13 protein-coding genes are annotated in these 12,370 nt (G+C 66.1%); 6 read left to right on the forward strand and 7 right to left on the reverse strand.

All coding sequences use genetic code 11. The annotated features are described in order from the left end of the window. The first annotated feature begins 87 nt into the window (after positions 1–87). The 3 genes from CO675_RS13145 to CO675_RS13155 are packed head-to-tail and all read left to right on the forward strand — an operon-like array spanning position 88 to position 3,046. Positions 88–1,527: an MFS transporter gene (locus CO675_RS13145; RefSeq protein WP_097672332.1), complete on the forward strand. Its 1,440-nt coding sequence runs from the start codon at positions 88–90 to the stop codon at positions 1,525–1,527. Positions 1,528–1,553: 26 nt separating this feature from the next. Beyond that, positions 1,554–2,519 (forward strand): glutathione S-transferase C-terminal domain-containing protein, encoded by a 966-nt coding sequence (locus tag CO675_RS13150; protein WP_097672333.1) that lies wholly within the window; start codon positions 1,554–1,556, stop codon positions 2,517–2,519. A gap of 17 nt (positions 2,520–2,536) precedes the next feature. Further along, positions 2,537–3,046, forward strand: a complete 510-nt coding sequence (locus CO675_RS13155; RefSeq protein ID WP_097672334.1) for a DUF1993 domain-containing protein — start codon at positions 2,537–2,539, stop codon at positions 3,044–3,046. Between the two features lie 3 nt (positions 3,047–3,049). On the opposite strand, the gene CO675_RS13160 is transcribed toward CO675_RS13155, so the two are convergent. From CO675_RS13160 to CO675_RS13170, 3 genes are all read right to left on the reverse strand, one after another. Then, positions 3,050–4,507 carry a M20/M25/M40 family metallo-hydrolase gene (locus tag CO675_RS13160; RefSeq protein WP_097672335.1) on the reverse strand — a complete coding sequence of 486 codons (1,458 nt, stop codon included), beginning with the start codon at positions 4,505–4,507 and terminating at the stop codon, positions 3,050–3,052. A gap of 70 nt (positions 4,508–4,577) precedes the next feature. Next, entirely contained in the window at positions 4,578–5,756 is a 1,179-nt protein-coding gene (locus CO675_RS13165; RefSeq protein WP_097672336.1) for an MFS transporter, read from the reverse strand. Continuing rightward, positions 5,753–6,310: a GNAT family N-acetyltransferase gene (locus CO675_RS13170; RefSeq protein ID WP_097672337.1), complete on the reverse strand. Its 558-nt coding sequence runs from the start codon at positions 6,308–6,310 to the stop codon at positions 5,753–5,755. Before CO675_RS13170 ends, CO675_RS13165 begins: the two co-directional genes overlap by 4 nt. A gap of 97 nt (positions 6,311–6,407) precedes the next feature. Here CO675_RS13170 and CO675_RS13175 point away from each other — a divergent pair, with 97 nt between their 5' ends. Next, complete coding sequence (locus CO675_RS13175) at positions 6,408–7,310, forward strand: LysR family transcriptional regulator (protein WP_097672338.1); 903 nt, start codon at positions 6,408–6,410, stop codon at positions 7,308–7,310. A 45-nt stretch (positions 7,311–7,355) separates the two neighbouring features. Here the strand turns inward: CO675_RS13175 and CO675_RS13180 are convergent, their stop codons facing one another. After that, complete coding sequence (locus CO675_RS13180; RefSeq protein WP_097672657.1) at positions 7,356–8,153, reverse strand: DUF899 domain-containing protein; 798 nt, start codon at positions 8,151–8,153, stop codon at positions 7,356–7,358. A 219-nt stretch (positions 8,154–8,372) separates the two neighbouring features. Further along, on the reverse strand, positions 8,373–8,732 hold the full coding sequence (locus tag CO675_RS13185; RefSeq protein ID WP_158231237.1) for an MFS transporter: 360 nt from the start codon (positions 8,730–8,732) through the stop codon (positions 8,373–8,375). Between the two features lie 39 nt (positions 8,733–8,771). Here CO675_RS13185 and CO675_RS13190 point away from each other — a divergent pair, with 39 nt between their 5' ends. Both CO675_RS13190 and CO675_RS13195 read left to right on the forward strand, forming a co-directional pair. Next, positions 8,772–9,641 (forward strand): bifunctional helix-turn-helix transcriptional regulator/GNAT family N-acetyltransferase, encoded by an 870-nt coding sequence (locus CO675_RS13190; protein ID WP_097672340.1) that lies wholly within the window; start codon positions 8,772–8,774, stop codon positions 9,639–9,641. A 69-nt stretch (positions 9,642–9,710) separates the two neighbouring features. Next, entirely contained in the window at positions 9,711–10,208 is a 498-nt protein-coding gene (locus tag CO675_RS13195) for a peptide deformylase (RefSeq protein WP_097672341.1), read from the forward strand. A gap of 7 nt (positions 10,209–10,215) precedes the next feature. On the opposite strand, the gene CO675_RS13200 is transcribed toward CO675_RS13195, so the two are convergent. Then, positions 10,216–11,478 (reverse strand): serine hydrolase domain-containing protein, encoded by a 1,263-nt coding sequence (locus CO675_RS13200; RefSeq protein WP_097672342.1) that lies wholly within the window; start codon positions 11,476–11,478, stop codon positions 10,216–10,218. Between the two features lie 187 nt (positions 11,479–11,665). Next, complete coding sequence (locus tag CO675_RS13205) at positions 11,666–12,139, reverse strand: VOC family protein (RefSeq protein WP_097672343.1); 474 nt, start codon at positions 12,137–12,139, stop codon at positions 11,666–11,668. Positions 12,140–12,370 lie beyond the last annotated feature (231 nt).

A 12,370-nucleotide genomic window follows, 5' to 3' on the forward strand; every position in this document is an offset into this window, starting at 1 on the left:
ATCACAAACCGACAGGCCATCTTCTCGAAAAGTACGACCGACAGGCGCACCTCGCGTGCCGCGCAGGCAACGCAGAGGAGCTGGCAGGTGACAAGCGAGACCACCGAGACGTTGCAATTGCACGACACGAGACCGGCAGCGGTCGACCCGCGGCGGTGGCTGGCGCTGCCCGTGCTTCTTACCGGCGCGTTCCTGCCGATCCTCGACTTCAACGTCGTCAACCTCGCCCTGCCGGCCATTCGCGACGATCTCGGCGCCACCCCGAGCGAAGTGCAGTTCGTGATCTCGGCCTATGCTGCGACCTATGCGGTGTTCCTGATCACGGGCGGCCGGCTCGGCGACCTGCTCGGCCGGCGGCGCATGTTCCTGATCGGCGTCGCCGGCTTCACGATCGCGTCAGTGCTGTGCGGCATCGCATGGTCGCCGGACGTGCTGCTCGCCGGGCGGATCCTGCAAGGCCTCACCGCAACCGCCATGGCGCCGCAGGTGCTCGCCTCGATCCGCGTGCTGTTTCCGACGGCCGAACAGGGCCGCGCGCTCGGCTTCTACGGCGCGACGTTCGGTCTCGCCAACATCAGCGGCCAGGTGCTCGGCGGCGTCCTGGTCTCGACCCATCCGTTCGGACTGGCCTGGCAGGCGATCTTCCTCATCAACGTGCCGATCGGCATCGCAGCTTTCATCGGCGGATTGCTGTTTCTGACCGACTCGCGTGCCGAGCATGCGCAGCGGCTCGACATCGGCGGCGTCATCCTGCTGTCGCTGACGCTGGGCTTGCTGGTCTATCCGCTGATCGAAGGGCGGGAATCCGGCTGGCCGGCCTGGGTCGTCGCGATGCTGCTGGCCTCTCCGCTGATGCTCGCCGCCTTCGTCCGCTTCGAGGCGCGCCTCGCAAGGCGCGGCGGCGACCCGCTGGTCGCGCTGCATCTGCTGCGCAACAGCGATTTCGTCATCGGGCTGGTGATGGCGCTCGCCTTCTACATGCTGTCGTCGTTCTACCTCACCTTTGCGGTCTACCTACAAAGCGGGCTGCATTTTTCACCGCTGGCGGCCGGCCTCGCCACCCTGCCCTTCGCCACCGGCTTCTTCGTGAGTTCGCTGGTGTCGTCGCTGGTGATGCAATGGCTCGGTGCGCGCACGCTGACACTGGGCTTCGCGCTCCAGGTCATCGGCTTCGGTGTCGTGATGCTGTCGGTCAGTGGCGCGCTGCCACAAAGCGCTGAATTCGGCCTGATCTGCGCCGGGCTCGGCTTCGGCACCGTGATGCCTTCGGTCATCAAGGCCGTGATCGGCAGCATCGATCCGCGTCACGCCGGGCTGGCATCGGGCATGATGATCTCGACCTTCCAGATCGGCGCCGCACTCGGCGTCGCCATCATCGGCGGCGTCTTCTACAGCCTGCTCGGGCCGCATCCGCAGGCCGAAGACTACGCGCACGCCTTCACGATCGCGCTCGGCTGCAATGTCGCGCTGCTGGCACTCGGCGGCTGGCTGTCGCTGTGGCTGCCGCGCGAGCCGGCGGCGAGCTGAGATCGCCGCGACCAACGGTGATTGCCATGAAGCTCATGATCAACGGTCTCTGGCGCGGCGATATCGATCCGACGCCCGAACTCAAGGCGCAACAGACGATCCATGCCGGCCGCTTTCGCGACCGCATCAGCGCAGACAGCGCGTCAGGTTTCCGCGCCGAGCCCGGGCGCTATCACCTCTATGCGTCGCCGGCCTGCCCATTCTCGCACCGGGTCCTGATCGTGCGTGCGCTCAAGCAACTGGAGAACTGCGTCGGCCTCTCCGTCCTGCATCCGCATTGGGACACGCCCGACGGCTGGAGCTTTGCGGACACGCCCCTGTCGACCATCGACAATGCGGGCAACGGCTTCCAGCATCTGCACGAGGCCTATCGCGCTTCCGCACCGGACTATACCGGCAAAGTCACCGTGCCGGTGCTGTGGGATCGCCGCTCCCACCGCATCGTCAACAATGAATCGCTCGAGATCGCGGGAATGCTGAACGACGCATCCGATGCGATCACCGGCGATCGCGGTCTCGATCTCTGCCCTGCCGAGCTGAAGCCCGCGATGGACGATCTGAACGGCGAGATCGCACGCCGTCTGTCGGTCGGCGTCTACGCGGTGGCCGGCGCGAGGCATCAAGGCGAATACACCGCGGCGATGGATCAGCTATTCGGCTTTCTCGACGAGCTTGACGACCGGCTGAGCGATGGCCGCCGATTCTGCCTCGGCGAACGGCCAACGCTGGCCGATGTCCTGGTCTACGCGACGCTGGTGCGCTTCGACGCCGTGTACAATCCGCTGTTCCGCGCAAGCCGCAGGCGGCTCGTCGACTATCCGCATCTGCCGGGCCTGTTGAAGCGCTTCCACGCCCTTCCCGGCGTCGGTGCCACGCTGTGCTACGACCATATCCTCACGCACTATTACGACGGCGATTGGACGGTTGCGACGCGCCGCGGCATCGTGCCGGAGCTTCCGGTGACCAACTGGCTTGCCCCACACCGGACATGACGAATTGGAGAGTACCCATGACCGCACCATTGTACGACGCCTCGGTGCCGGTGTTCCGGCAGATGCTCGACGCGCTTGCCGATCTCCTGCGCAAGGGCGAGGCCCACGCCCGCGAACGCGGTCTCGATCCCGATGCCATGCTCGCGGCACGGCTGGCGCCCGACATGCTGGCGCTGGTCGGTCAGGTGCAACGGGCCAGCGACCATGCCAAGGGCGCCGCCGGGCGGCTCGCCGGCCTCCAGCCGCCGCCCTTTGCAGACGACGAACAGAGCCTCGCCGGGGCCTACGCCCGGATCTCGCGAACGCGCGACTACATCGACACGGTGCCGGTTCGGGCCTTCGAGCAAGCGGCGGAACGCACGATCACCTTGCCGTTCGGCGTCCCGCCGATGCCGGCAGCGCGCTATCTCTACGGCTTCGCGCTGCCGAGCCTGTTCTTCCACGTCACGACCGCCTACGCCATCCTGCGGCATCGCGGCGTGGCGCTCGGCAAGCGTGACTTCCTCGGCAAATACCTCTCGGAATGAGCTCTATTTCTTCGCGACTTCGCGAAGCGTGGTGTAGACCCACTCGGCCCCCTGCTTGATGGCCTCGACGCCGATCCTTTCGTCGTTGCCATGCATTCGGCTCAGGATGTCGTCGTCGAGCGGATAGGGATAGATGCCGTAGACCGGCACGTTGCGCTCGCGCCAGGCGATGGCGTCAGTCCCCGCTTCGAACATCGTCGGTACCAGGACGGCGTCCTTCCAGAGCCGCTTCGCGTTGCGATCCAGCGCCGCATAGAGCTCGGTATTGATGGGTGACGCCGGGATCTTGGAGCGCGTCAGGTAGGCGTTCCGCGCGTCCTGCTGCGACAACGACGTCACGATGCTGACTTCGATGCCGGGATCGCCGATCGCACGCTTGATTTCCTCGATCATCTGATCCGTGGTGGTGCCGGGCAGCAGCCGCGTGTTCACGACCGCCTTGGCGTCGCCGGGGATGACGTTGGGCTTGATGCCGGCATCGATCATCGTGATCACCATGGTATCGCGCAGCAGCGCGTGCAGCAGCAGGCTGTCCTTGGGATTGTCGGCAACCAGCTTCTTGCCAGCCGCGTCGAGATCGCCCTGATTCTTCGCTGCCAATAGCTGCTTGATATCGGCTGCCGTCTGTTCCGAACTGATCGGAAGCAACGCCTTGAAATAGGCTTCGGTCGCCGGCACCAGCTTGACCGCCGGATCATGCACCGCGAGCTTCGCCAGCGCCGCAATCAGACGATCATTGGCCATCGCGCCCGCCGGGAACGGTCGTGAGGAATGACCGGACGGACCGGTCGCCTTCAACGCGAACGTCGCCGAGAGCTTCTCCGCCGTCGTGACATTGATCTGACGCACCGAGCCGTCGCGCAACACATAGCCGCCTTCGTTCAGCGCGAACTCCGCGTCGATCTTGTCCCAATGATCCTTCGCCAGCCACACCGTGCTGTACTGGCCCTGCTCCTCGTCGGCTTCGGCGAGGAAGATCACGTCGCGCGACAGCGGCGTCTTCTCCTCGGCGAGCCGCATCACCGCGCTGGCGAAGACGGCGAGCCCGCCCTTGAAGTCCATCGCGCCGCGCCCATAGACGAAGCCGTCCTTCTCGATGCCGGCGAACGGCTCCACGGTCCATTTCTCGCGCTCGACCGGAACGACATCGGCATGTGCCGCCAGCAGCACCGGTTTCCGCGAACCGTCACCGCGCAGCCGCGCGATGAAATGTGCGGCCTTGCCGTTCGGGGCGACGAAGATGTCCACCTCGGCGCCGAGCGGCGCGAATTGCGACTTCAAATACTCGGCGAGCGCCCGCGTATCGCCTGGACCGTTTGAAGTATCGAAGGAGATCAGTTTCTTGAGCAGCGCAACCGTTCGATCGCCCGGCTGCTCGGCGCGCGCATGTCCCACTCCGGCACAGGACAGCAGCGCGGCAAGGGCTAGCGTAGCAACGCGGGTCTTGGTCGACGGCACCATGTTGTTCTTCTCCCATATCTGGTTTTGAAGCAGGATAACTTGCGCCGCTCACCTCAGCGAGTCCTTGAGCTCAAGAAGTTCTGGGGAACAACACCTTCAACATCGCAGCCGCGAGCAACGTCGTCACGGCAAGGCCGGTGGAGAGATAGAGCGCGCTGGCATCGCCGTACCGGTCGATCACGATTGCATAGACCAGCGGCGCAGCCGCAGGCAGGATGAAGCTCGGAACGATGAGCCGGCCGACCAGCGTGCCGTAGCTGCGATGATCGAACAGGATCAGCGGCAGCGCTCCCCGGGTGATGGTCAGAATGCCGTTGCAGGCGCCGTAGAGCAGAGCGAAGGCGATCCCCATCTCCTTCGCCGTTCCGCTGAACAGGCCGGCGATGAACGACAGCGGCATGATCAGGCAGGCGATCAGATTGAGCGCGAGCGGATCGAGCCGTGCACCGAACAGGACCTCGCAGAGCCGCGCGGCGGATTGCCCAATGCCCCGGAGCGTTGCGATCCATACCGCCACGGTGACGGTGAGCCCGAGCCCGGCGAGCACCGCGATCATATGCGCGGACAGGCCGGCGTTGAGGAAATTCGCGCCGGTCATGATCACGGCATAGAGCCCGCCGGCCGCCGCAAGCTGCCGGCGGCTGACGGCGCGCGGTTGCTTGGATGCCGGCGCCGCCGAACCCGACACGACGGCAAACCGCCTGTTCGGGATCAGCAGATGCAGCGGGATCGTCAGCAGTGTAAGAGCGGCATAGACCAGCACTGCGATGCGCCAGCCGAACTGCTCCGAGAGCGTGTATCCGAGCGGCCAGAACACTGTTGCCGCCAACCCGCCGAGCAGGGTGATCCCGGACATCGCGCGGCGCGCCTCCGGTCCGCCGATCCGGGCCAGCGCCGCAAACGCCGCATCGTACAGCGTCAACCGCATGCCGAGCCCGAGCACGATCCAGGATGCGAAGTAGGTCGATATCTGGTGCGAGACCGCGAGACCGGCGCAGCCGAGCGCGTTGATCACAGCACCTGCGACCATGACCTCGCGGCCGCCACGGCCATCCACCCATCTCCCCGCAAGCGGTGACGCCACGCCCATCACCAGCAGCGCCGCGGCGAATCCGCCGTAGACGATGTCGCGCCCCCAGCCGAGATCCGCTGATATCTGCTCGCCGAAGCCGCCGATCAGATAGTAGGTCGCGCCCCACGAGATCAGTTGAGCCAACCCGAGCGCGGCCACGACGCGGCGGGCGATCACCGTGGCAATTCCCTCTCCGCCGGAAGCGTGGAGGCGCCCGGCCCAAGCGGCCGCTGCATCAGCACGGTGTCGACCCATTGCCCGAGCTTGAAGCCGACCGATCGCAGCGTCCCGACCATCTCGAAGCCCATGCGACGGTGCAGCGCGATCGACCCGGCGTTGCCGCTGTTGCCGATCACGGCCAGCATCTGCCGCCACGGCCCCGCTTCGGCGCGCACGATCAAGCCCTGAAGCAGCGCCATGCCGATGCCGCGGCCGTGCAGCCCGTTGGACACGTAGACCGAGTCCTCGATGGTGTGGCGATAGGCCGGCCGGGGCCGGTACGCGGTCGCATAGCAATAGCCGGCCACCCGGCCATCAACTACAGCCACGAGATACGGCAGTCCCGCCGCCACCACCGCGTTCCGCCGGCTGCGCATCTCGTCCAGCGTCGGCGGCAGCTCCTCGAAGGTCGCCAGTCCGTTAAGCACGTGATGGGCGTAGATGCCCTGCACGTCGGCCATATCGTCGTCCGCTGCGTCGCGCACCACAACGTCGTTGTTGCCTGTCGCCATTCTGTCTCACCCGAGCCGTCAAGATTGCCCGAGCATGCGCCTCGGCGTTATATAAGTGAAGCTTTGATTGGTTATACGCAGCATAAGAGATGCTTTGATGAAGAATCTCAACCTCGACTATCTCGAAAGCTTCGCCGTCGTGATCGAGTGCGGCAGCTTCTCGGCCGCGGCCGAGCGGCTGCAGCTGACTCAACCCGCGGTGAGCCTGCAGGTGCGCCAGCTCGAGAAGAGCCTGAATGCGACCCTGATCGAGCGGGTCGGACGACGGGCGAGGCCGACGGCCGCCGGCGTCGCCTTGCTCTCGCACGCGCAGCAGATCAGTGCGGCGGTGACATCGGCGGTCGACGCCGTTGCGCAGCAGACGGCGGGAACGGCGGGCCGCGTGCGGCTCGGCACCGGTGCGACCGCCTGCATCTTCCTGCTGCCGCCGATCCTGAAAGACCTGCGGACCGCACTGCCCTCGCTCGAGATCACGGTCACGACCGGCAACACCGTGGAGATCGCGCGAGCAATTGAGGACAACACGATCGACATCGGACTTGTCACCTTGCCGGTGTCGGGGCGCAGTTTTGAGATCACCCCCGTCATGAACGACGCGTTCGTGCTGATCGCGCCGCACGACATGAAGCTGCCGGCGCGGATCACGCCGGAGGTGCTGGCGACCAGGCCGGTTCTGCTGTTCGAGCCCGGCGGTAACACAAGGCGTACCGCGGACGAGTGGCTGGCGCGCGGCGGCGTGTCGCTGAAACCGTTGATGTCGCTCGGCAGCGTCGAGGCGATCAAGGAGATGGTGCGCGCCGGCCTCGGCTGCGCGATCCTGCCCGGCATGGCGGTGCCTGCCAACACCAAGCAGCGCGACCTGATCGTCCGGTCGCTGTCGCCAAAGCTCCACCGCCGGCTCGCGGTCGTGATCCGCCGCGACAAGCGCCTCGACCGCGGGCTGCGGCAGACGCTGTTGGCGCTGAAGGCGCTCGCGGGCACAAAGCACGACGGCCGCTAGAGCTCCAGGGAGGGCGCAGCGCGCGTCCTCCCTGCTCCGCCCCCGTCAAGTGGCCTTGCGTTCCTGTTCCGCGATCTTGCGGAACGCGGCCTCGCCGGCGTCGGTCACGGCCGCCCACTTGGCGTTCGGCGCGGCCTCGGCCTCGTAGTTGTCGTGCCAGTTCCACCATTTGTAGGTCGGGCCCTGCGGATAACCCCTCGGCGAGTCCTCCCAGAGCTCCTGGCGGCCGAACGGCGTGATGTCGAGATAGCTCCACACCGTACCCATCGCCTCATCGCCGCGGCTGTTGACGAGATAGGTGCGGAAGATTCGCTCGCCGTCGCGGACGAACACGTTGTGGCCGTGCCATTCGGCGACGCCGAAGTCGGCATCAAAGCTATCGGTGATCGTGTACCACGGCATCTCCCACTCCATCCGCGCCTTCAGCCGCGCGATGTCGGCCTGGGGTGCGCGCGAGGCGTAGGCCAGCGTGGTGTCGCGTTGGTTCAGATGCGAGAGATGGCCGACCTGATCGGCGCCGAGTGAGCAACCGCGGCAGGCGTGATCCGGCCAGCCGAACACGCCAGGCTCGAAGAACGCGCGGTAGACGATCAGCTGCCGGCGGCCTTCGAACAGATCGAGCAGGCTCGCCTTGCCGTTTGGTCCCTCGAAGACATAGGCCTTCTCGACTACCATCCACGGCATCCGCCGCCGTTCGGCGGCCAATGCGTCCCGCGCTCGCAGCTGCGCCTTTTCCTTCACCAGCATCTCCAGGCGCGCCGCCTCCCACGCCTCCCGCGACACCACGGGCGGCGTCTGCATTGCCGCCAGTCCGCCGCGACCGTTCTCTGCCGATTTACTCATGATGATCTCCATCTTTCGAATTGGGCGAACTCCGCGACCACGGCGCAGTTCCCGCGCCGAGGCCGTTCGTCATTGGCCATGCCGCAATCTGGCGCAGCGGCGACGGATGATGGGAGTGACAAGTGTGTCGGGATTTTTCGCGCAGGCGCTCCGATGGCTCCGATCTCGTTGCAATATACTTGCGCGCGCCTAGAATCTTCCGACGCGCACTTCGCGAGTTCAGATCGCCGGTCGACGGCGCCACGCCGCAGCCGCCGGGATCATGGCGAGCAGACTGACGGCCGCAAAGACCTGAAAAACCGCGGAGTAGCCGACGGTCGCTGCGATCAAGCCGGCCAGCGGCGGCGTGATCAGGGTCGCAACATCGTAGGCGGCGTCGAACAGTCCGATGCCGGACGCAATCTGCGTTGCGGGAACAGCGCGCACCACCGGCAGCGCCAGCAGCGGATACGTCATCGACATGCCGCAGCCCGCGACGATCGCACCGGCCATGGCGGTGTGCTCGCCGGGCGCGAGCCCCAGGATCAGCATGCCGGCCGCCAGTTCGAGCCGATCGGCAAGCCATGAACGCGAAGCCACCAATTGACGCTGCGACGATATCTGACTAAAGTCAGATATATGCTCGACCCTGTTTCCCGCGTCCGCCGCTTCAACCGTGCCGTCACCTCCGCGGTCGGCGCGCTCGACACCTCGTTCCTCGGCCGCGGCCGGCCGCTCGGCGCGGCGCGCGTGCTGAACGCGATCGGGCACGGCCGCGCCGACGTCGGCGAGATCAGGGATTATCTCGGGCTCGATTCCGGCCTGATGAGTCGCCTGCTTCGCAGCCTCGAGGACGAAGGCCTGATCGAGACCACGGCGCATGGCGACGACGCGCGCCGCCGCATCGCGCGGCTGACGCCGGCGGGCAAGCGCGAGTTCAACGCCTACGAGGCGATCTCCAACCGGCAGGCCAAGGACTTCCTTGGCCACCACGCCCAGCGCGAGGCGCTGCTGGCGGCAATGGATCTGATCGCCTCGGCGCTCGGGCGCGACGGCACGGCGCTGAACGAGATGGACCCGCGCAGCGACGAGGCGCGCTACTGCCTCGGCGAATATTACGCCGAGCTGGCGCGACGCTTCAAACAGGGTTTTGACGTCAAGCTGTCGCGCGATCCCGATGCCAAGGACATGGTGCGGCCCCGCGGCAGCTTCATCGTGGCGATGTCGGACGGCCTGCCGATCGGCTGCGTCGGGCTGAAGGGCAGCAGTGAGTTCGCGGAGATCAAGCGGCTCTGGGTCGCACCAGCCGCGCGTGGGCTCGGCCTCGGCCGCCGACTGATGGATGCCGCCGAGCGCGCCGCGCGCGAGCTCGGCATCGCGGTGCTGCGGCTCGACACCAACAGCGCGCTGGCGGAAGCCGGCCAGCTCTATCGCCGAACCGGCTGGACCGAGATTCCGCGCTTCAACGACGATCCGTACCCTGACTTGTTCTTCGAGAAGCATCTCTGAGCGGCCCGCCGCACGCGGCATCTGCACGCGCGTGTTGTCCGGCGTCCTGGGCTGGCCTATGACGCTCCCATGACCATTCGCTCCATCGTCCGCTTTCCCGATCCGCGGCTTGCGCTACCCGCTGAGCCGGTCGACCTGTTCGACGACGCGCTGCGCGAACTGGCAGCCGACCTGCTCGAGACCATGCATGCCGCACCCGGCATCGGCATCACCGCGCCGCATATCGGTGTGCCCCTGCGCGTCGTGGTGCTCGAGCTCGATGCCAGCGAAGGGCCGCGGACCTATGTCAATCCGGAGATCATCTGGACTTCGCCCGAAATGATCCTGCACAAGGAAGGCAGCGTCTCGATGCCCGGCGTCAACGACGAGGTCGAGCGCCATGCGCGTGTGCGCATCCGCTATCAGGACCTCGACGGCAAGATGCAGACCGAGGAATCGGACGGCCTGCGCGCGGTGTGCCATCAGCACGAGATCGATCAGCTCGATGGCGTGTTCTGGATCAGGCGGCTGTCCCGCCTGAAGCGGGAGCGCCTGGTCAAGCGGTTCGAGAAGATCTCGCGCGCGTGAGCCGACCTCATCCTCCGGCCATCAAATCCTTCGCCAGCGCCATGTAGGCCGGCAACGTCACCGGGTCGTTCGCGGCATTGCCGGCGGCGTGATGCGAGGCGTAGCGCGCGATCACCATCTCGGCTTTCGGATCGATATAAATGCCCTGGCCGTGCACGCCGCGCGCCATGTAGGCGCCGTGCGCATTGTGCGTCACCCACCACTGATTGCGGTAGGAGGCGCCGGGCAAGGTGGTGTAGCCGGCCGGCTTGAACTTCTCGGGATCGCCGCCGCGCGCGATGTCCTCGACAACCGTGGACGGCACGATCTGGCGGCCGTTGAAGCGGCCGTGATTGCGGATCGTCTCGCCGAAGCGGGCGAGATCGCGCAGCGTCGTGGACAGTCCGCCGCCGCCGCTTTCGGTGCCGATGCGGTCGACGTGATAATGCGCATCCTCCTCCGCGCCCATCGGCGCCCAGATCTTCTCGGACAGCAGGTCCGACAAGGTCATGCCGCTGGCGCGCCGGCAGATGAACGCCAGCACGTCGGTGTTGACCGTCTTGTAGGCGAAGGCCTTGCCGTGCTCGCCCTGCTTCTGCTGCCCGCACAGGAAATCGAAGATGTTGGTGGCGCCCTCATAGCCTGGTGGGATCGGCGCCATGCCGTTGGCGCGCCGCAGCCCCCAGACGTCGGAATTCTTGTCGGTATAGACCTCGGTGTATTTCAACCCCGTCGTCATATCCATCACCTCGTGGACGCGCGCATCGCCGAATGCGCTTCGCGCCAGCTCCGGCACATAGTCGGTCACCGGTGCCTGCGGATCGATCTTGCCCTCGGCGACCAGCATGCCGGCAAGCACGCCCGTGAACGACTTCGTCACCGACATCGCGATATGCGGCTTGTGCGGTTTCAACGCGCCGAAATAGCGCTCGTAGATCAGTTTGCCCCGATGCAGCACCGCGATGCCGTCGGCGTAGCTGTCCTCGAGCATGCGCGCGAACGTCTGCGGGCGGCCGTCCATCGTGACCGACGCGGAGGCGCCGATGTCATGATCTGCGCGCGGCAGCACCGATGCCGGCCCTGGCCCGCGCCAGACGTTCACCGTCGGCACCAGCTGGCGGATGTTGCTCCAGGCCCAGCGCAGCTCGGGGAAGCTGCGGAACGAGCCGTCCTGGAATGTGATCGTCTTGTCCTGCGGCGGCGGAAAGCCCTGCATCCAACCGAGCGCCTCGGGATCGGACCCTGCGGCGGTGGGGTTTTGCTGTTGATTGGCGGCGGCTGCGACGGACATCAAGGCTGGCTCCAGAGCTGCGGAGCGAAATGCGTATCACGCGATGGCGTGAGACACATCCCGCGTTTGCGCCGGGGTGACCGTCGCGGCAAGCGCATGCCGCGACGCAAATGGCCGCGCGTCGCATAGACCAGCTTGATCGGACACATGATTGTCGCGTCCGGGCCAGTCATTCCACCAAACGGATTTACCCGGCAGCCGCCCGCTCGATCGCGGCGATGTCGATCTTCTTCATCGTCATCATCGCCTCCATCGCGCGCTTGCCGGCGGCGCGGTCGGCGCTGTTGACGAGCTTGAGCAACCGCCGCGGCGTGATCTGCCAGGTGAAGCCCCAACGATCCCGGCACCAGCCGCACGGCAATTCCTTGCCGCCATTGCCGGTGACCGCTTTCCAGTAGCGATCGGTCTCGTCCTGGCTGTCGGTCAGCACCATGAAGCTGACCGCCTCGTTCGGCGTGTAGTTGGAGCCGCTATTCAGCCCGACGAAGCGGCGGCCGAGCACGGTGAACTCGACTGTCAGCTCATCGCCCTGCCCGATCCCCGGGATCGGCGAGACATGCCCCGCATCGACATGGCTGTCGGGAAACGTCGCGGCGTAGAATTCCGCCGCTGCGCGCGCCTGGCCTTGATCGAACCAAAGGCATGTGACGAGATCGGTCATTTGCAGTCTCCTTGTTGGTGTTGTGCAAAGGACGCCTGACCAAGCTGCCAGCCGACAGGCCAACGAAAAAATGCACAGTGTCGTCCTGGCTTCCGCCAGGACGACGATGAGGATAATTCTCGATTCAAGTTGTCACAGCCACGGTTCCATCCCGTCCGTTGCGACAAGCAGCACTTCAGCTCGCGACACGTTATCGAAAGACTCGGCGATCGCCTGTCGGGGCGCGCGCCG

It is taken from the genome of Bradyrhizobium sp. C9, from assembly GCF_002532045.1.
Classification (GTDB): domain Bacteria; phylum Pseudomonadota; class Alphaproteobacteria; order Rhizobiales; family Xanthobacteraceae; genus Bradyrhizobium.

Bases quoted from the DNA above. Each gene is read 5' to 3' on its own strand.
- CO675_RS13150 (WP_097672333.1), top strand. From the start codon at position 1,554: ATGAAGCTCATGATCAACGGTCTCTGGCGCGGCGATATCGATCCGACG.
- CO675_RS13155 (WP_097672334.1), top strand. From the start codon at position 2,537: ATGACCGCACCATTGTACGACGCCTCGGTGCCGGTGTTCCGGCAGATG.
- CO675_RS13160 (WP_097672335.1), bottom strand. From the start codon at position 4,507: ATGGTGCCGTCGACCAAGACCCGCGTTGCTACGCTAGCCCTTGCCGCG.
- CO675_RS13170 (WP_097672337.1), bottom strand. From the start codon at position 6,310: ATGGCGACAGGCAACAACGACGTTGTGGTGCGCGACGCAGCGGACGAC.
- CO675_RS13175 (WP_097672338.1), top strand. From the start codon at position 6,408: ATGAAGAATCTCAACCTCGACTATCTCGAAAGCTTCGCCGTCGTGATC.
- CO675_RS13180 (WP_097672657.1), bottom strand. From the start codon at position 8,153: ATGAGTAAATCGGCAGAGAACGGTCGCGGCGGACTGGCGGCAATGCAG.
- CO675_RS13190 (WP_097672340.1), top strand. From the start codon at position 8,772: ATGCTCGACCCTGTTTCCCGCGTCCGCCGCTTCAACCGTGCCGTCACC.
- CO675_RS13195 (WP_097672341.1), top strand. From the start codon at position 9,711: ATGACCATTCGCTCCATCGTCCGCTTTCCCGATCCGCGGCTTGCGCTA.
- CO675_RS13200 (WP_097672342.1), bottom strand. From the start codon at position 11,478: ATGTCCGTCGCAGCCGCCGCCAATCAACAGCAAAACCCCACCGCCGCA.
- CO675_RS13205 (WP_097672343.1), bottom strand. From the start codon at position 12,139: ATGACCGATCTCGTCACATGCCTTTGGTTCGATCAAGGCCAGGCGCGC.